The sequence below is a fragment of the Streptomyces sp. SudanB182_2057 genome (assembly GCF_964272715.1).
Lineage (GTDB): Bacteria > Actinomycetota > Actinomycetes > Streptomycetales > Streptomycetaceae > Streptomyces > Streptomyces rubradiris.
The window spans coordinates 69038-89934 of sequence record NZ_OZ186798.1; the positions used below are offsets into that span (position 1 = coordinate 69038).

Annotated in this window: 3 protein-coding genes; all 3 read right to left on the bottom strand. The window is 73.3% G+C overall.

The features are described from left to right. Positions 1 to 117: 117 nt before the first annotated feature. The 3 genes from ACSURM_RS00360 to ACSURM_RS00370 are packed head-to-tail and all read right to left on the bottom strand — an operon-like array spanning position 118 to position 20896. The gene (locus ACSURM_RS00360) at positions 118 to 1281 is read right to left on the bottom strand and encodes a macrolide family glycosyltransferase (RefSeq protein WP_436952278.1); all 1164 of its coding nucleotides are present in this window, start codon (positions 1279 to 1281) and stop codon (positions 118 to 120) included. Further along, on the bottom strand, positions 1281 to 3533 hold the full coding sequence (locus ACSURM_RS00365; RefSeq protein ID WP_436952280.1) for a cytochrome P450: 2253 nt from the start codon (positions 3531 to 3533) through the stop codon (positions 1281 to 1283). Before ACSURM_RS00365 ends, ACSURM_RS00360 begins: the two co-directional genes overlap by 1 nt. Further along, positions 3530 to 20896 (bottom strand): SDR family NAD(P)-dependent oxidoreductase, encoded by a 17367-nt coding sequence (locus ACSURM_RS00370; RefSeq protein WP_436952282.1) that lies wholly within the window; start codon positions 20894 to 20896, stop codon positions 3530 to 3532. Before ACSURM_RS00370 ends, ACSURM_RS00365 begins: the two co-directional genes overlap by 4 nt. Position 20897: the final 1 nt, after the last annotated feature.

The following is a 20897-nucleotide window of genomic DNA, read 5'->3' on the forward strand; positions in this document are numbered from 1 at the left end:
TGAAAGCGGCCCTCCCGCGATTGACGGCCCGACCCGAGCACACCGTACGAGGCCGTGCGCGGGGACGGGCTCCACCGGGCGGGGTGCGGATGCGGGCTGCCCGGTGGAGTCCGGCCGCTACCGCGTCAGCAGCTTCTCCAGGACGTCCGCCCCCTTCGACGCGCCGCCCGCCCCGCGCACGATCCGGCTCAGAGCCGCCGCCCGGGGGCGGCAGGCCCGGACGTCCTGGACGGCTTCGCGCAGGCCCCGCACGGTCGGCTCGGCGAGCGTCCTGCCGACCCGGAGTTCCTCCGCCCGCCGGGCCACCGCCCGCTGTTCCGGGATCTGCGGCACCGCCACGAAGGGCACCCCGTGGTAGAGAGACTCCATCACCGAGTTCATCCCGGCATGGCTCAGGAACACCTCGGTGTGTCGCAGCACCGCCACCTGCGGCACGTGCGCGTGCACCTCGACGTTCGCCGGGACCGCGCCCAAGGTCTCCCGGTCCAGTCCGCCCACCGCCATGACGACCTGCCAGTCGCTGTCCCCGAACGCCTCGATGCAGGTCCGGTAGAACCGGGGCCGGTCGTTGAAGACGGTTCCCAGCGATATCAGCAGTACCGGAGCGCGCGACCGGGGGCTCCACTCCTCGGCGGTCCGCCGGCTGCTCAGCGACGGCCCGACGAAGTGGAAGCGCCCGTCGAAGGTCTCCCCCGCCATCTGGAACTCCCGGGGGATGAACACCAGGGTCGTCGGGGCCACGTGGCCGAACATCAGGTTCGGGTCCTCGAGGAAGGTGTGGCCCTGCGCGAACTTCCCCATGTCCTGGGTCGCGGCCACCAGCCGGGGGTTGGTGTGGTCGAAGTCGGCCGGTAGGTACACCTGCGCCGCCGAGAAGGACTCGTTCTCCGCGAAGGTCGGCACCAGGGAGATCTCCCGCACCCCGAGCAGGTTCGCCAGCATCCTCCCGGTGAAGGTCACCGAGTCGTAGCACACGGCGTCCGGCGGGTCGGCCGAGAAGTGCTCGGCCAGGACGGGGAAGGAGGCACGCGCGTCGTCGAGGTAGTACTCCATCGTCACGGCGAGTTGTTCCGCCGTGAACTCGCTCCGCGCCGCCATGTCGGGTGGCAGTCGCGAGGGCAGGGTCACCGGCGCCGCCCCGGCGGCGACGGGGCCGTCCATGGTGGCCGGTCCCGTGGCGTAGCTGACCCGGTGACCGCGCCGGACCATCTCTTCGACCAGCGGCAGGGTCGGGTTCACATGCCCGGACGCGGGCGCGCTCACGAAGGCGAAATGGGCCATCAGCCCTCCTCCAGGATGACCGGCAGAGTCTTGTGCCCGTTGGTGAAGAAGGAACCCAGCGGCTCGAGTTGGGACGACGGGACGGCCAGCTTCAGCCGGGGGAACCGGGAGAACAGCGCGGACAGCGCCGTCGTCGCCTCCAGCTTGGCCAGGGGGCTGCCGAGGCAGTAGTGCACGCCGTGCCCGAAGGTGAGGTGGTCGGCCCGCGACGGCCGGGTGACGGAGAAGTCCTCCGCGTCGGCCCCGTGCTGCCCCGGATCGCGCCCGGCCGCGCCGTAGGACAGCAGGATCGCCTCGCCCTTGCGGATCCGCACGCCGTCCACGGAGATGTCCTCCACGGCGTACCGCAGCGGCAGGTTCGGCACCGGCGCCTGCCAGCGCAGGGTCTCGTCCACCACGTCCTCCCACGTGCTGGTCCCGGACCGGACCAGGGCGAGCTGGGCCGGGTGCGTGGCCAGCGCGTGGACGGCGTGGTCGAGCAGGTTGACCGTCGTCTCGAAGCCGGCGGAGATGGTCAGCAGCAGGGTGTCCAGCAGTTCCCGCTCGGACAGTCGTGTGCCGTCGGCTTCCCGCGCGGCGATCAGGTCGCTGGTCATGTCGTCGCCGGGGTCGCGTCGTTTGGCGGCCACGAGGTCCTTGAGCAGCATGTACAGCTCGCCGGAGGCGGCCTGCACGCCCGCCGGGTCCGCGTCGAGGCTGAACACCGCGTCCACCAGCCGCCGCAGGTCCGCACCCGTCTGCGCGGTCACCCCGAACAAGCCGGTGATGACCTGGATCGGCAGCGGGAACGCGAACCGTGCGCGCAGGTCGACCGCCTGCCCCGGCGGCACCGCGGCCAGGTCGGCGATCAGGCCGGCCGTGATCTCTTCGACGCGCGGCCGCGTCGCTTCGATACGGCGCGGGGTGAACGCCTTGGCCACCAGGCTGCGCAGCCTGGTGTGGTCGGAGCCGTAGGCGGTGAACATGTTCTGCATCGCGACCCACATGATCAGCGGCCAGTCCGGCGGGATGTCGCCGTCGTGCCACATGGGCCAGTGCTTGTTCGCGTCCTTGGAGACCCTCGGGTCGAGCAGCAGCTTCTTCGCCAGGTCGTGCCCGGTGACGGCCCAGGCCGACACGCCACCGGGCAGTTCGACGGGCGTGGCCGGGCCGCGTTCGCGCAGGGCAGCGGCCTCGCCGAAGATGTCGCCGCCCGAGGGGTCGATGACATACGCGTCGGCGGGCGGGGCCTGCGCGCGCACCGGTTCGGTGAAGGTGGTGGTCGTACGGGGCTTGGGCGGCTCGGTGACCTCCAGCAGGGACGCGGTGAACCGCGAGCCCATGCCGAGGCCGATCGACATGATGGTGTCGCCGGGCTTGAGGGTCTCGTCGTGCAGCAGGTGGTCGATGCCGAGCAGTTGGTCGCACGGCCCGACGTGCCCGAGCTCGCGCAGCATCGGCCAGGTGGTGCGGCCCAGGTCGATGCCGAGCGGCTCCAGCACGACGACCTCCAGTTGGGCCAGGCCCAGACCGGTGACGACGAACCTGGTGATGTCGGCGACGGCGACGCCGGCCTCCTTGGCGGCCTGCTCGACCGCGGTGACCAGTGCGCCGCTCATCAGCGTCAGATACGGGGCCAGGCCCGTGACCTCGATCGGCGTACGGTTGCGGTGGCCCTCTGGGTCCGGGATCGTCGGGGTGGCGAGGACCTCCATCTGGGTCGCGGAGCTGTTGGCGGTGGCGACCAGCCGGGCCCGGCCGCCCTCGCGGTCGAGCACGGCCGCGACCGCGCCGTCGGCCAGGAAGATGCCGATGGTGGGCTGCCAGCGTTCCCACCGCGGCGGCAGGAACCGGGCGGTGGCCGTGACCAGGGTCGCGGTCGCGGCCGGGTCGGCCACCAGGTGCGCGGCGGCGGACTGCAGCGCGGCCGAGCCGCCGTTGCTGGTCGCCTCGACCTCGTAGACGAGGGCGTGGCCGAGGCCGAGGACGCGCTGGAGGTGGCAGGAGGACGCCATGTGGTCCTGGTGGTCCATCTGGGCGTAGGCGGCCATGGAGATGTCGGCGCCGCTGAGGCCGGACTCGCGCAGGGCTCCGATCGCCGCGTGCACGGCCATCGCGTGCTCGGTGACGTCGTCGGAGCGGGTGAACGACACGAAGTCCGACAGCGCGAGCAGCCGCCGCATGGTCTCGGTGTCCGGCACGGCCCGCGTCGCGGGCGTGCGGGGCGGCAGATAGCGCCCCGTTCCGCCGATGTAGACGTTGTCCCAGATCATGCATCGTCCTTTCCCCTGAGCGCGGACAAACCGGCTCCGTATCCGCTGAAGTCGAGGAGCCACGTGCTGATGGCCAGCGCCGTGGCCGCGGAGTGCTCCTCCAGTACGGTGAAGTGGTCGCCGGAGAGGGTGAGCACTTCCTGCGCGGTGGTGGACAGCCGGGGCCACGACCGCTTCCCGGTGCCCACCAGCAGCACCGGTGCGTTGACGGGCTCGGGGGTGCCGGCCAGATCGAGGTAACGGCCCATGGCGACCAGCCGGTCGTCGTCGACCGGCTGGACCTGGTGGCCGGCGTCGAGCATGCCGGTGAGCACACCCGGCAGGTCGTCGGGGTAGCCGTCGATCAGCACCACGGCGCTGGGCCGGGCCCCCCGCCGTTCCAGTTCCCCGGCGGTCGCCAGCGCCAGCCACGCCCCCACCGAACGGCCGACCAGCACCGGTGCGGCGACGGCCGACGCGGCCTCGGCGAGTGCCTGGACCAGGACGTCGGCGTCGGCGGGCAGCGGGTCGCCGGCGAAGCCCGGCAGGGTGACGGCCGTGACGTCGCGGGCGGCCTCCAGCGCCGCGGCGAACCGCCCGTACTCCTCGATGCCGCCGGACGCCAGCGCGGACGGCAGGCAGACCAGCGACGGCTGGAGGAAGCCGGCCGCGAGGGCGACCGCCTCGGCCTTGGGCGCGTCGGTGGCCGGGCTCAGCCGGGACGCCGTGGCCAGCAGGTCGAGGCCGTCCTGCGCGCGACCGACGTCGAGGGCCTTGCGCAGCAGGCGCTCCATCGGCCCGGCGACCCGGTTCTCCGGGGAGCACAGCTGCCCGTAGAGGTGGTTGACGAGCTGTTCGGGTGTCGGGAAGTCGAAGACGAGGGTCGCCGGGAGCTGGAGTTGGGTGGCCGCGTTGAGCCGGTTGCGCAGTTCGATGGCGGTCAGCGAGTCGACGCCGTGGTCGCGGAACAGTTGTCGCGGGTCGTCGATCCCGCCGGGTGCCATCCCGAGGATGCTCGCGCTGTGCGTGACGACCAGGTCGAGCAGCAGGGCGCGCTGTTCGGGCTCGGGCAGGGCGTCGAGCCTGGCCCGCAGGTCGCCGGGGCCGGTCGCCGGGGCCGGCGCGCGCCGCGGCCGGGCCAGTCCGCGCAGCAGCGCGGGCGGGGCGTCGATCGCCGCGAGGTCGAGACGGACCGGCACCAGTGCCGGGCGTTCGCCGGCCAGGGCGGTGTCGAACAGGTCGAGGGCCTGCTCGGTGACCAGCGGCAGCATCCCGGTCCTCGCCAGCCGGCGGTGGTCGGCTTCGGTCAGGTTGCCGGTGATGCCGCTGGACTCGGCCCACTGGCCCCAGGCCAGGGAGGTGACCGGCAGACCGCGCGCGTGCCGGTGCTCGGCGAGTGCGTCGAGGAACGCGTTCGCGGCCGCGTAGTTGGCCTGCCCGGGAGCGCCGAACACCCCGGACGCGGAGGAGAACAGCACGAACGCCCGCAGGTCCAGGTGTTCGGTGGCCTCGTGCAGGTGCCACGCGGCATCGGCTTTCGGGCGCAGCGCCGTGTCGATCTGCTCCGGTGTCATCCTTTCCACCACGGCGTCGTCGACGACCCCGGCGGCGTGCACGACGACCCGCAGGTCGGGGATCGAGGCGACGAGATCCCTCAGTGCACCGCGGTCACCGGCGTCGCAGGCGACCACGGTGAGGGCGGCACCCAGTTCCTCGCGGAGCCCGGGCGGCTCGACGCCGCGGCGGCCGGCGAGCACCACGTGCGGGGCGCCGTGCCGCGCGACCATGTGCCGGGCGACCAGGACACCGAGGGTGCCGGTGCCGCCGGTGATCAGCACGGTGCCGTCCAGGGGCGCGCCGTTCAGGGGCCCGGCCGGCCGGGCCGGGGCGGCCCTCACCAGTCTCGGTACGAGGGCGGCTCCGTCGCGCAGCCGGATCTCCGGCTCGCCGTCGCTCACGGCGGCGCGCACCGCGGCGGGGATCGCCCGTCGTGAAGCGGCCGTGCCGTCGTGCCGGACGGTCAGGATCCGCCCGGGGTTCTCGCTGTGCGCGCTACGCAGGAAGCCGCGGGCGGCGGCCGAGGCCAGGTCGTCGCCGGTGAGGACCACGAGCCGGGCCGACGTGTCGGCGGCGAGGTACTCCCGGACCCTGCCGAGCAGTTCCCGGGTCACCGCGTGGGCGGCCGCGACCGGTTCGCCCTCGCCGGCGACCTCGTGGAGGACCGTGTCGGTGTCCGGGCCGTCCGGTGCCGCCAACGGGGCCCAGTCGACGGCGAACAGCGCGTTCGACCGGCGCCCGGCACCGGGACCCGCCGCTTCGACGGGCCGCAGGACGATCTCGTCGATGCTCACGACCGGCGTCCCGGCGGTGTCGGTGATCCGCACCGCGCAGGTGTCCGGCCCGGTCGGGTGCAGCACCACGCGGACCGTCGCGGCCGACCCGGTGACCGACACACCGGAGAACGAGAAGGGCAGCCGCGCCGGGTTACCGCCGGCCTCGCCGTCCTCGGCCGCGAGGCCGGTGAGGCCGGCGAGCAGGGTCAGCGGCTGTATGGCGGCGTCCAGGAGCGCGGGGTGGACGCGGTAGCCGGTGAGCTGCGCGGGGTCCGCCGGGAAGCTCACCTCGGCGTGCAGGTCCTCGCCGTGCCGCCGGACGCCGGTGAGGCCCTGGAAGGTCGGCCCGTAGTCGTAGCCGGCTTCGGCGAGCCGGTCGTAGAGGGAGCCGATGTCGATCGGCGCGGCCTCGCTGCCGTCCGCCCCGGGTACGTCCGCCCGGTCGGCCCGTGTCGCCCGGTCCGCCGGCGGATCGAGCACGCCGGTCGCGTGGCGGGTCCACTCGTCGGGCTCGGCGGAGGTGCGGGAGTGGACGGTGACGGGCCTGCGTCCGGTGTCGTCGGGCGCGCCCACGGTGACCTGCACGTGCGCGTCGTCGCGCTCGGACAGCACGAGCGGCGCCTCGAGGACCAGCTCGGACAGTACGGGGCTGGCCGTGTGCTCGCCGGCGTGGACGGCCATGTCCACGAACGCCATCGCGGGCAGCAGCGTCGAACCGAGCACGGTGTGCTCGGCCAGCCATGGGTGGACGGACGCCGAGAGCTTCCCGGTCAGCACCACGCCCTGCCCGTCGGGGAGCTTCACCAGGGACCGCAGCAGCGGGTGGTCGGGCGTGTCGAGGCCCTCCGACGGGGTGGTGGGCTGGAGCCAGTAGCGCTCGTGCTGGAAGGGATACGAGGGCACCCGCGCGCCCGATACCCCCGCCGGCGTGGTGGAGGGTGGCATCCACCGCGTGGCCCCGTCCGCCCACAACCGGCCCAACCCCACGAACAACCGCTCCGCAGAATCACCACCACGCCGCATCAACCCATTACTCACCAGCAACGGATGCGGACCCACCTCCACAAACCCCGTAACCCCCCGGCCCACCAGCCACTCCACCGCATCGGCGAACCGCACCGGCTCCCGCACCTGCCGCACCCAATACCCAGCCTCCCCCATATCCACCGGACAGCCAGCCACCGTGGACACCACCGGAATCACCGGCTCACCGAACGACAAACCCCCCGCCACCCGGCCCAGCTCCTCCAGCACCGGATCCATCCGCGCCGAATGGAACGCGTGACTGACCGCCAACCGCCCAACCTCACGCCCACGACCCCGCCACACCTCACCCACCGCCACCACCGCCGCCTCATCCCCCGACACCACCACCGCATCCACCCCGTTCACCGCCGCCACCTCGGCACCCGCCACCAACGACCCCACCACCTCCTCCACCGACGCCCGCACCGACACCATCGCCCCACCACCAGACAACCCCTGCATCAACCGACCCCGCGCCCCCACCAGCACACACGCATCCTCCAACCCCAACACCCCCGCCACATGAGCCGCCGCCACCTCACCCACCGAATGCCCCACCACGAAATCCGGCCGCACCCCCAGCCACTCCACCAACCGGAACAACGCCACCTCCAACGCGAACACCCCACGCTGCGTGAACGACGTCTGCCCCAACACCCCCTCCCCGTCCTCGAACAACACCTCCACCGGCACCCCCAACAACCCACACACCTCGTCCAACACCCTGGCGAACACCGGAAACACCCGATACAAACCCCGCCCCATCCCCACCCACTGACCACCCTGACCAGAGAACACGAACGCCGACCTGCCCGAGTCCCGGGCCTGGCCGGTCACCAGCCCGGGATGTGCCTCCCCGCGCGCAAGGGCCGCCAGCGCGTCCGGTCCGGTCACCATGGCCCGGTGCGCGAACCGGGTCCGCGCGGCGAGCGCGGCGCCGATTCCGTCCACGTCGGGGGCCTTGGCCGCGTACGCCTGGAGTCTGCGGACCTGGGCCCGGAGCGCCTGCTCGGACTTGGCCGACAGCAGCCACGGCAGCGGCACCGCGGCCGCGGGGGCGGGCGTGGAGGACGTCTCCTCGGCAGGGACCGGGGCCGGGGCCGGTGCCTCCAGGATCACGTGCGCGTTCGTACCGCTGATGCCGAACGCCGACACACCGGCACGGCGGGGACGCCCCGTCTCCGGCCACGGCCGGCCCTCGGTCAGCAGCGAGACTTGGCCCGCCGACCAGTCGACGTGCGAGGTCGGCGCATCCACATGCAGCGTCGCCGGCAGCTGCCCGTGCCGCATCGCCATCACCATCTTGACCACACCCGCCACACCCGCCGCCGCCTGCGTGTGCCCGATGTTCGACTTCACCGACCCCAGCCACAACGGCTCCACCCGCCCCTGGCCGTACGTCGCCAGCAACGCCTGCGCCTCAATAGGGTCACCGAGAGTGGTGCCGGTGCCGTGCGCCTCCACCGCGTCCACCTCCGACGGCTCCAGCCCGGCACTCGCCAACGCCTGACGTATGACGCGTTCCTGGGAAGGGCCATTGGGTGCCGTCAGCCCATTGGACGCCCCGTCCTGATTGACCGCCGAGCCCCGGACGACCGCTAGTACCCGGTGACCGTTGCGCCGGGCGTCCGACAACCGCTCCAGCAGCACCAGCCCCGCGCCCTCACCCCACGCCGTACCGTCAGCCGCCTCGGCGAACGCCTTCACCCGCCCATCGGCCGCGAGCCCCCGCTGGCGGGAGAAGTCGATGAAGGCGGCGGGTGTCGCCATGACCGTCACACCGCCGGCCAGGGCCAGCGAGCACTCCCCCGCCCGCAGCGCCTGCGCCGCCAGGTGGATCGCGACCAGCGACGACGAGCACGCCGTGTCCACCGACACCGCCGGACCCTCCAAACCCAGCAGATACGACACCCGCCCGGAGGTCACGCTCGTCGCCGTGCCGGTGGCCACATAGCCGTCGGCGTCGCGCGAGATCTGGTCCACTCCGCCCGCGTAGCCCGAGGACCAGATGCCGGTGAAGACGCCCGTCTGACTGCCCCGCAACGACGTCGGATCGATCCCCGCGTCCTCCAACGTCTCCCACACCGTCTCCAGCAACACCCGCTGCTGCGGATCCATCGCCAACGCCTCACGCGGCGAAATACCGAAGAACGCGGCATCGAAGCCACCCGCATCCGCCAGGAAACCGCCCGACCGCGTGTACGACGTCCCCGGACCACCAGCCGGATCATAAAGACGACCCACATCCCACCCGCGATCCGACGGGAACTCCCCCACCGCGTCCACCCCACCCGACACCACACCCCACAACTCCTCCGCCGATCCCACCCCACCCGGATACCGGGCCCCCAACCCCACCACCACCACCGGATCACCCGACACCGCGAGCGGAGCCGACGCGGAGGCGATCGTCCGGCGCTCCTTGCCGAGAACCACCTCACGCAGGTACTCGGCCAGCCGGACCGGAGTCGGATGGTCGAAGATCATCGTCGCCGGCAGCCTGGTCCCGACCGCCGTGGACAACCGGTTGCGCAACTCCACGCCGGTCAGCGAATCGAAGCCCAGGTCCTTGAAGGCCAGGTCGCCACCCATCTCGTCGCTGCGGCCCAGCACTGCCGAGGCGTGGGTGCGGACCAGGTCGAGCAGGATCTCGCGTTGCCGGGCCTCGGGGAGCGAGCCCAGCTCGCCCACCAGTCCCGTGGTCCGCACCGGTTTGCGGGCGCGTGTCAGTGCGCGCAGCACCGGCCGGTCGCCCAGTGCGGACACCTTGAGCCGGGCCGCGACCACCGCTGGTTCCGCGGTGTCCAGGCCCCCGTCGAACAGCCCGAGTGCGTGATCGGTCGGCATCGGCAGCAGCCCCGCGCGGGCGAGGCGTTCGCCGTCGGCCTCGGACATCCGCCCGGTCAGTCCGCTGACCTCGGCCCACTGGCCCCAGGCCAGCGACACCCCGGGCAGGCCCTGGGCACGCCGGTAGGCGGCCAGGCCGTCGAGGTAGGCGTTCGCCGCCGCGTAGTTCGCCTGCCCCGCCGCGCCCAGCGTCCCGGCCGCCGAGGAGAAGAGGACGAACGCCGTCAGGTCCCGTCCGAGGGTGAGTTCGTGCAGGTTCCACGCCGCCCGCGCCTTGGGCTCCCAGACCGCGGCGAGGCGTTCAGGGGTCAGGTTCTCGACCAGGGCGTCGTCGAGCACACCGGCGGCGTGGACGACCGCGGTCAGCGGATGCTCGGCCGGGACCGAGTCCAGTACGGCCGCCAGCGCGTCCCGGTCGGCCACGTCGCAGGCGGCCACGGTCACCTCCGCGCCCAGCCCGGACAGTTCCCCGCGCAACGCCGCCCCGCCACCGCTCCGGCTGACCAGCAGCACGTGCCGCACACCCCGCTCGGCCACCAGATGCCGGGCCACACGGCCCCCCAGCACCCCCGTACCACCCGTGATCAGCACCGTACCGGCCGCGTCGAGATCCGCGGGAACAGTCAGGACGACCTTCCCGATGTGAGCGGCCCGGCTCATGAACCGGAAGGCGTCCCGCGCGCGGCGGACGTCCCAGGTGGTGAGCGGCGGCAGGCGCAGCTCGCCCGCGCCGAGCAGCCGGACGGCCTCGGCCAGGATCTGCCCCAGTCGCTCCGGTCCCGCGTCGGCCAGGTCGAAGGCCATCACGCCGGGCCGGATGTCGGCCTTGCCCATCTCCACGAATCGCCCGCCGGGCGCGAGCAGTCGCAGGGAGGCGTCCAGGAACTCGCCGGACAGCGAGTTCAGCACCACGTCGAAGGGTCCGAACCGGTCGGCGAACTCCAGCGTCCGGGACGAGGCGATGTGGTCCTCGTCCAGCCCGAGGGTGCGCAGGGCATCCCACTTGCTGGGGCCGGCGGTCGCGTGGACGTCCGCGCCCCAGAGCCGTGCGAGCTGGACCGCCGCCATGCCGACGCCGCCGGCCCCGGCGTGGATCAGCACCCGGTCACCGGCCTTCAGCCCGCCCAGATCGCGCAGGCCGTACCACGCGGTCATGAACGCGATCGGCACGGTGGCGGCCTGGGTGAACGTCCACTCGTCGGGGATGCGCACCAGCACCCTGTGGTCGGCGACGGCCACCCGGCCGAACGCGCCGGGCAGCAGTCCGGCGACCCGGTCGCCCGGCCGCAGCCCGCTGACGTCGGCGCCGACCCCGGTGACGACGCCCGCGCCCTCGCTGCCGAGCAGCACCGGGTCCGGGTAGACGCCGAGGGCGATCAGCACGTCCCGGAAGTTCAGGCCGGCCGCCCGCACGGCGACGCGCACCTCCCGGGGCCCGAGCGGTGACTGCTCGTACGGCAGGAAGGCGAGGTCGTCCAGGCTGCCCGAGCCCGCCTGCGTCAGCCGTCCGTCGAACGCCTCCGGTGCGCGGCGCACGAGCCGGGGCACGTAGACGCCCCCCTTGCGCACCGCCACCTGGTCCTCGTCGCCGACCGACAGACCGTCGGGCAGCTCGTCGGCGTCCACGAGCACGAACCGGCCGGGGTGCTCGGACTGCGCGGACCGGACCAGGCCCCATACGGCCGAGGCTTCCGGATCGCTCACCCCGTCACCGGGAACGACGGCGACCGCTGCCCTCGTGCGCACCACCAGCCGTTCGCCGGGGCCGGCCAGGAACTCCTGGACGGCCACCAGCGCCTCGGTGACCGAGCCGGGCGAGACGAAGGCGTCGCCGAGCGCGCCTTCGCCCGGGGTCAGCGGAATCCAGTCGAGGGCGTACAGCGGGCCGCGTTCGGCCATCGGACGGGTGGTCAGCGCCTCGATGGTCGCCACGGGCTCGCCGGACCGGTCCGCCAGCTGGACGGCGTAGGTGCCGGGGCGCACCGTCGTCAGCCGCACGCGCGCGGAGGTCACGCCGGTGCGGTGGACCGCGATCCCGCCCAGCGAGAACGGCAGCCGCACGCCGCCTTCCGTGCCGGCCAGCAGCGCCAGCGGTTGCAGGGCGGCGTCCAGCAGGGCCGGATGGACGGAGAACCGGGCCGCGTCCGCCACGGTGACCTCGGCGAACACCTCGCCGCCGCGGCGCCACACCGACTGCACGGCCTGGAAGGCCGGCCCGTACTCGTAGCCCGCAGCGGCGAGCGTGTCGTAGAGCCCGGTGACCGGTTCCGCGCCGGCCGGCGGCCATTGCGTCAGCTCCTGCCCGACCACGGGTTTCCCGCTCACCGTGGCGGTGGCGTGCCGCACCCAGCCGTCCGTGCGGGACCGGACATCGACCGTGCGGCGGCCGGCCTCGTCCGGTTCGCCCACGACGACCTGCACATCCACCGCGCCGTCCGCGGGCAGCACCAGCGGCGCCTCCAGGACCAGTTCCTCCACCGCCGCCCCGGCCGCGTGCACCACCAGTTCCACGAACGCCGTCGCGGGCAGCAGCACCGTCCCCAGTACGGAGTGGTCCGCGAGCCAGGGGTGGGTGGCCAGGGAGAGCCGGCCCGTCAGGACCCGCTGCTCGCCCACCTCGACAGCGGCGCCGAGCAGCGGGTGGTCCACCGAGTCGAGCCCGGCCGCGGACACGTCTCCCGCGCCTCCCGCGAGCCAGAACCGCGTCCGCTGGAAGGGGTAGGTGGGCAGCGCCACGGGCTCCCCTTGAGGGAACGGCCACCGCACCGGCACGCCGGCGACGAACAGCCTCGCCACGGCGGTCAGGAACTCGGCCGGGGTGCCGTGGTCGCGGCGCAGTGTCCCGGTCACCACACCCGCCTCGTGCTCCTCCAGCGCGGGCGTGAGCACCGGGTGCGGGCTGATCTCGACGAAGACGGGGGCGTCGCCCGAGGCCAGCAGCAGCCGGGTGGCCTGCTCGAACAGCACGGGTTCGCGAAGGTTGCGGTACCAGTAACCTGCGTCGAGGGCGGAGGTGTCGACGGGTTCGGCGGTGACGGTGGAGTAGAAGGGGACGTCCGTGGTCCTCGGCTCGATCTCGGCAAGGTCGGTGAGTAGTTGCGCGCGGATCGCCTCGACCTGGACGGAGTGGGCCGCGTAGTTCACCGGCAGACGGCGGGCGCGGATGCCGTCGGCCTCACAGGCCGCCACCAGTTCGTCCAACGCGTCCAGATCACCCGACACGACGACCGAACCGGGGGCATTGACCACCGCCACCGTCAACCGGCCGCCCCAACGGGCCACGAAACCGACCGCCCGCTCATGCCCGAGACCGACCGACACCATCCCGCCCTGGCCCGCCAACGCGACCAGAGCCTTGCTGCGCAGGGCGACCACCTTCGCTGCGTCCTCCAACGACAACGCCCCCGCCACGTACGCCGCCGCGATCTCCCCCTGCGAATGCCCCACCACCGCATCCGGCTCCACACCATGAGCACGCCACAACTCCGCCAGCGCCACCATCACCGCGAACAGGACGGGCTGCACCACGTCCACCCGCTCCAACGAACCACCACCGGTCAGCACCTCCACCAACGACCAGTCCGTGTACGGCGCCAACGCCGCACCACACGCGTCGACCGCCTCCCGGAACACCGGCTCCGAGCCGTACAACCCCCCACCCATCCCCACCCACTGCGCACCCTGCCCCGGAAACACGAACACCGACCGGCCCAACGGACGGGCGACCCCGGTGACCAGACCCGGCGCCGACCGGCCCCCCGCCAGCGCCTCCAACGCCTCCACACCGCTCAGCACCGCGCGGTGCTCGAACACGGCGCGGGCGGCCAGCGCGCCCCCGACCGCCTCCGGACTCACCTCGGGATGCACGGCGGTGAAGGCGACCAGCCGGCGCGCCTGCTCCCGCAACGCCGCGTCCGACCTGGCCGACAACACCCACGGCACCGCTCCGCCCGCAGGCCCCACCGAAACCCCGGCCGGTTCCTCGGCTGCCGCCTCGATCACCACATGCGCGTTCGTACCGCTGATGCCGAACGCCGAGATGCCCGCGCGACGCGGCCGGCCGTTGCCGGGCCAGGGCTGGCCCTCGGTGAGCAGCCGGATGTTCCCGGACTCCCAGTCGACGTGCGAGGTCGGCGCATCCACATGCAGCGTCGGCGGCAGCTGCCCGTGCCGCATCGCCATCACCATCTTGATCACACCCGCCACACCCGCCGCCGCCTGCGTGTGCCCGATGTTCGACTTCACCGACCCCAGCCACAACGGCTCCACCCGGTCCCGGCCATAGGTCGCCAGGAGAGCCTGCGCCTCGATGGGATCGCCGAGCGTCGTCCCGGTGCCGTGCGCCTCAACCGCGTCCACCTCCGACGGCTCCAGCCCGGCGTTCGCCAGCGCCTGACGGATCACCCGCTCCTGCGACGGACCATTCGGCGCCCCGAGGCCGTTCGAGGTGCCGTCCTGGTTCACCGCCGAGCCCCGGACGACCGCCAGCACCCGGTGACCGTTGCGCCGGGCGTCCGACAACCGCTCCAGCAGCACCAGACCCGAACCCTCACCCCACGCCGTACCGTCAGCCGCCTCGGCGAACGCCTTCACCCTGCCGTCGGGAGCCAGGCCGCGCTGGCGGGAGAACTCCGTGAACCCCAGCGGGGTCGCCATCACGGTCACCCCGCCGGCCAGGGCCAGCGAGCACTCCCCCGAGCGCAGTGCCTGCGCGGCCAGGTGGATCGCCACCAGCGAGGACGAGCAGGCGGTGTCCAGCGAGACCGCCGCGCCCTCCAGTCCCAGCAGGTAGGCGATCCGTCCGGAGGTCACGCTGGTCGCGGCGCCCGTACCGAGATAGCCCTCGGCGTCGGCGGGTGCCTGGTCGCCGTAGCCGGAGGACCAGATGCCGGTGAACACACCCGTCTGACTGCCCCGCAACGACGTCGGATCGATCCCCGCGTCCTCCAACGTCTCCCACGCCGTCTCCAGCAACACCCGCTGCTGCGGATCCATCGCCAACGCCTCACGCGGCGAAATCCCGAAGAAATCGGCATCGAACCCCGCCGCATCCTCCAAAAACCCACCCCACCGCGTATACGACGTCCCCGCATGACCCGCATCCGGATGGAACAACCCCTCGACATCCCACCCACGATCCGACGGAAACCCCCCGATCCCATCCACCCCACCCGACACCACACCCCACAACTCCTCCGGCGACCCCACCCCACCCGGCAACCGGCACCCCATACCCACGATCACCACCGGATCATCCCCACCACCCACCCCACCCACCGACACCGACGACACCACCGGCACCCCACCCCCGCCGAGGATCGAGCTCAGCAGGTGTTCGGCGAGTTGCCGCGGGGTGGGGTGGTCGAAGGCGACGGTGGCGGGCAGGCGCAGGCCGGTCGCGGTGTTGAGCCGGTTGCGCAGTTCGACGGAGGTCAGGGAATCGAAGCCGAGGTCCTTGAACGGCTGCCGGTCCCGTACGGCCCCCGGTTCGCGGTGACCGAGCACGGCGGCGGTGTGGGCGGTGACCAGGTCGAGTGCGGCTCGCAGCCGTTCGGCCTCCGGCAGTGACCGCAGTCGGTCGGCGATCGCGCCGTGCCGCGCCGGGCGCCGGGCCGCCTTGCGGGAGACGAGGTCCTTGAGGGCCGCCGGGACCTCCGGGGCGCCCGCCAGCACGGACAGGTCGAGGCGTACCGGCGCCGGCGCGGCCCGGTCCGTTGCCAGGGCCGCGTCGAACAGCGACAGGGCGTGGTCGGTGGCCAGCGGCACGACCCCGGCTCGCGTCAGCCGGTCCTGGTCGGCGCCGGTCAGGTGCCCGGTCATGCCGCTCGGCTCGGCCCAGTAGCCCCAGGCCAGCGAGGTCGCCGGCAGTCCGAGGGCGCGCCGGTGCACGGCGAGGGCGTCGAGGAAGGTGTTGGCCGCGGCGTAGTTGGCCTGTCCGGGGCTGCCGAGCGTCCCGGCCGCCGAGGAGAAGAGGACGAACGCCGTCAGGTCCCGTCCGAGGGTGAGTTCGTGCAGGTTCCACGCCGCCCGCGCCTTGGGCTCCCAGACCGCGGCGAGGCGTTCAGGGGTCAGGTTCTCGACCAGGGCGTCGTCGAGCACACCGGCGGCGTGGACGACCGCGGTCAGCGGATGCTCGGCCGGGACCGAGTCCAGTACGGCCGCCAGCGCGTCCCGGTCGGCCACGTCACAGGCGGCCACGGTCACCTCCGCGCCCAGCCCGGACAGTTCCCCGCGCAACGCCGCCCCGCCACCGCTCCGGCTGACCAGCAGCACGTGCCGCACACCCCGCTCGGCCACCAGATGCCGGGCCACACGGCCCCCCAGCACCCCCGTACCACCCGTGATCAGCACCGTACCGGCCGCGTCGAGATCCGCGGGAACAGTCAGGACGACCTTCCCGATGTGAGCGGCCCGGCTCATGAACCGGAACACGTCGACCGCGTCCCGGACCCCACGCACGTCGATGGGCAGCGGTGTGAACTCGCCGTCGGCGAAGGCCCGTACGACGGCGTCCAGGATCTCGCCGAGCCGTTCCGGCCCCGCGTCGGCGATGTCGAACGCCCGGTAGACGATGTCGGGATGGTCGGCGGCGTCGCGGATGTCGGTCTTGCCCATCTCCACGAACCGGCCGCCGGGTGCGAGCAGCCGCAGGGAGGCGTCGACGAACTCGCCGGACAGCGAGTCCAGGACCACGTCCATGGGCGGGAACTTCCGCTCGAACTCCAGGGTGCGTGACGAGGCGATGTGGTCCTCGTCCAGCCCCAGGGCGCGCAGGATGTGCCATTTGGCCGGACCGGCGGTGGCGAAGACCTCCGCCCCGAGCCGCCGGGCCAGCTGGATCGCCGCCATGCCGACGCCGCCGGTGCCGGCGTGGATCAGGACCCGGTCGCCGGCCTTCAGGCCGCCCAGGTCGCGCAGGCCGTACCACGCGGTCAGGAACACCACGGGTACGGACGCGGCCCTGGCGAACGACCAGTCGTCGGGCATCCGGACCAGCAGCCGCTGGTCGGCGACGGCGACCGGGCCGAAGGCGCCGGGGACCAGGCCCATGACGCGGTCGCCGGGCCGGAACCGGGTGTCCGGGCCGGTTTCGAGGACGACGCCCGCGCCTTCGCCGCCCATCAGGGCCGCGCCGGGGTATACGCCGAGGGCGATCAGCACGTCCCGGAAGTTGAGCCCGGCCGCCCGCGTGGCGATCCGGACCTGCCCACGCCCCAGCGGCTCCATGAGCTCCGGGCGGGGTACCAGCGCCAGGTCGTCGATGCTGCCGGTGCCCGTGTCCTCCAGTCGCCAGGGTCCGTCCGGCGGGGTGAGGCTGGCGCCGACGCGGACCAGGCGGGGGACGCGCAGCGTCCCTTGGCGTACCGCCAGTTCCGGCTCGTCCGTGCCGGCGATCAGTGCGGGATCCCAGGTCGGGTCGGCGTCGACCAGGATGAACCGGCCGGGGTGCTCGGCCCGCGCGCCGCGGACCAGGCCCCAGACCATCGAGTGGTGGAGGCCGACCACGTCACCGGGCGTGGCGGCGACGGCGTCGCGGGTGACGACCGCCAGCCGCGTCCGCTCGCCCGCCAAGTGGTCCTGGATCACGGCGAGTACGCTCCGTGCGCTCTCGTACGCCGCCTCGACGGTGTCCGCCTCGGGCTCCGGTCCGGGCACCTCGTAGACGGCCAGGTCGGCGGGGCCGCCGCCGGTCGGCGCCGGTGCGAGGGGGATCCAGTCGAGTGTGTACAGGCTGTCCGGGACGGCGGTGGCGTCCCGGACGGTCAGCGACGTGACGACCGCGACCGGGGTGCCGTCGGGATCGGCCACGGCCACGGTGTACGTGTCCGGCCCGGTGGCGGACAGGCGTACGCGCAGCGTCCGGCGGCCCGCGGGTCGTATCGCCACTCCGGTGAACGCGAACGGCAGGCCGGTGCGGTCGGTGAGGAACGCCATGGGGTGCAGTGCGGCGTCGAGCAGCGCGGGGTGGAGGGGAAACGATTCCTCGGCGGGAAGCTCCACCTCGGCGTAGACGGTGTCGCCGACCCGCCGGGCCGCCGTGACACCCTGGAACGCCGGCCCGTACTCGTAGCCGAGCACGGCCAGCGAGTCGTAGAGCCCGTCGATGTCGAGGGGCTCACCGGCCGACGGCCAGTCCCAGGCGCTCAGCACCGGCTCCTCGCCCAGGGTGCCGGTGGCGTGCCGCACCCACTCCTCGCCGGCACGCGAGTACACCGTGAGCGGGCGGCGGCCGTCGTCCTCGGGGCCCACGACGACCTGGAGGTGCACCGGGGTGTCGTCGAGGACGAGCGGCGTTTCGAGCACCAGCTCCTCGACCGCGTGGCCGAGCCGGCCAGCCGCGTAGGCCGCCATTTCCGCGAACGCGGTGCCGGGCAGGAGGACGGAGCCCCGCACGGCGTGGTCGGCCAGCCACGGGTGGGTGGCGAGCGAGATCCGTCCGCTGAGCACCGCGCCGTCGGGCAGTTCCACGAACGTGCCGAGCAGGGGGTGGTCGCCCGACGCCGCCGGGACGGGCCGCAGCCAGTACGGCCGGCGCTGGAAGGCGTACGTCGGCAGGCTGACGGGCTCGGTGTCGTCCGGGAACCGCCAGTCGACCGGGACACCGTGCACGTGCAGGCGGCCGAGCGGGGTGAGGAAGTCGTCCTGGTCGCGCCGGAGCGTGCCGGTGACGAGGAGGTCGGAGCCGTGGTGGTGACCGGTCTCCTCGACGGCGGAGACCAGGACCGGGTGCGGACTGACCTCGACGAAGACGGCATGGCCGTGGTCGAGCAGCAGCCGGGTGGTCTGGTCGAACAGCACGGGTTCGCGGAGATTGCGGTACCAGTAGGCGGCGTCGACGGCGGAGGTGTCGATCTCCTCGCCGGTCACCGTGGAGTAGAACGGGATCGCCGCCGGACGCGGTGTGATGCCGGCCAGGTCGGTGAGCAACTGCTCGCGGATTGCCTCCACTTGGGCGGAGTGGGCGGCGTAGTTCACTGGCAGGCGGCGGGCGCGGATGCCGCCGGCCTCGCAGGCCGTCAGCAGTTCGTCCAGCGCGTCCAGATCACCGGAAACCACCACGCTGTCCGCTGAGTTGACCACCGCCACGGTCAGCCGGCCGGTCCAGCGGGCCGCGAACTCGGCGGCCTGCTCGTGCCTGAGACCGACCGACACCATCCCGCCCTGGTCGGCCAGCACCGCCAGCGCTCTGCTCCGCAACGCCACCACCCTGGCGGCGTCTTCCAGGGACAACGCGCCCGTCACACAGGCCGCCGCGATCTCGCCCTGCGAATGCCCGACGACCGCGTCAGGTTCCACACCATGAGCGCGCCACAGCTCCGCCAGCGCCACCATCACCGCGAACAGGGCCGGCTGCACCACATCCACGCGCTCCAGCGGGGCGCCGCCGGTCAGCACCTCCACCAACGACCAGTCGGTGTACGGCGCCAGCGCCGCGTCACACGCGTCGATCGCCTCCCGGAACACCGGCTCCGAGCCGTACAACTCCCCGCCCATACCGGCCCACTGCGCACCCTGCCCCGGAAACACGAACACCGACCGGCCCAACGGGCGGACGGTCCCGGTGACCAGACCCGGCGCCGACCGGCCCTCCGCGAGTGCCTCCAGCGCCTCCGCACCGCTCAGCACCGCGCGGTGCTCGAAACGCGACCGCCCCGCCAACGCCCGGCCCACCGCGACCGCGCCGGCTTCCGGATGCCCGGCCAGGAACGCCCCCAGCCGGCGCGCCTGCTCCCGCAACGCCGCATCCGACTTCCCCGACAACACCCACGGCACCACCCCGCCCGCGGGTCCCGGGGAAACGCGGACCGGCTCTTCGGCGGCCGCCTCGATCACCACATGCGCGTTGGTGCCGCTGATGCCGAACGCCGACACGGCGGCACGGCGGGGACGCCCCGTCTCCGGCCACGGCCGGGCCTCGGTCAGCAGTGAGACACGGCCCGCCGACCAGTCGACGTGGGAGGTCGGCGCGTCCACGTGGAGGGTGCACGGCAGTTGCCCGTGCCGCATCGCCATGACCATCTTGATCACACCCGCCACACCGGCCGCCGCCTGCGTGTGCCCGATGTTCGACTTCACCGACCCCAGCCACAACGGCTCGTCCCGCCCCTGGCCGTAGGTCGCCAGGAGCGCCTGGGCCTCGATGGGGTCGCCAAGGGTGGTGCCGGTGCCGTGGGCCTCCACCGCGTCCACGTCCGCCGTCGACAGTCCGGCGTTCGCCAGCGCCTGCCGGACGACGCGTTCCTGGGACGGACCGTTCGGCGCCGCGAGGCCGTTCGACGCGCCGTCCTGGTTCACCGCCGAGCCCCGCACCACCGCCAGCACCCGGTGGCCGTTGCGGCGGGCGTCGGACAGGCGTTCCAGCAGCAGCAAGCCGGCGCCCTCGCCCCAGGCCGTACCGTCAGCCGCTTCGGCGAACGCCTTGATACGACCGTCGGCCGCAAGTCCCCGCTGCCGCGAGAACTCGACGAACCCCGCCGGTGTGGCCATCACCGTCACACCGCCCGCCAGGGCCAGCGAGCACTCCCCGGCCCGCAGCGCCTGCGCCGCCAGGTGGATCGCCACCAGCGACGACGAGCACGCCGTGTCCACCGACACCGCCGCGCCCTCCAGCCCCAGCAGGTACGACACCCGCCCGGACGTGGCGCTGGTGGCTGTTCCGGTGGCGATGAATCCTTCGAGGTCCGGCGGCGGCTGGTTGCCGTAGCCGGAGGACCACAGGCCGGTGAACACGGCCGTGCGGCTGCCGCCGAGCGTGGTCGGGTCGATGCCGGCGTGCTCGAAGGTCTCCCAGGCGGTCTCCAGCAGCACCCGCTGCTGCGGGTCCATCGCCAGTGCCTCGCGCGGCGAGATGCCGAAGAACCCGGCGTCGAAGCCGGCGCCGTCGGCGAGGAAGCCGCCCGACCGGCTGTAGGTCGTGCCCGGCCGGTCCGGGTCGGGGTCGTAGACGACGTCCCAGCCACGGTCCGGCGGGAATTCGGTGATCGCGTCGGCACCGTCCGAGACGAGCCGCCACAGGCCGTCCGGAGACTCCACGCCGCCCGGGTAGCGGCAGCCCATGCCGATGATCGCGATCGGCTCGCGCGCGGCCTCCTCCATGTCGGCGAGGCGCTTGCCGAGCACTCCCAGGTCGGCCGTGGCGCGCTTGAGGTAGGTGCGGAGCTTCTCTTCGTCGGACATC

Coding starts and splice junctions, on each gene's coding strand:
- ACSURM_RS00360 (WP_436952278.1), bottom strand. CDS start 1,281: ATGGCCCATTTCGCCTTCGTGAGCGCGCCCGCGTCCGGGCATGTGAAC.
- ACSURM_RS00365 (WP_436952280.1), bottom strand. CDS start 3,533: ATGATCTGGGACAACGTCTACATCGGCGGAACGGGGCGCTATCTGCCG.
- ACSURM_RS00370 (WP_436952282.1), bottom strand. CDS start 20,896: ATGTCCGACGAAGAGAAGCTCCGCACCTACCTCAAGCGCGCCACGGCC.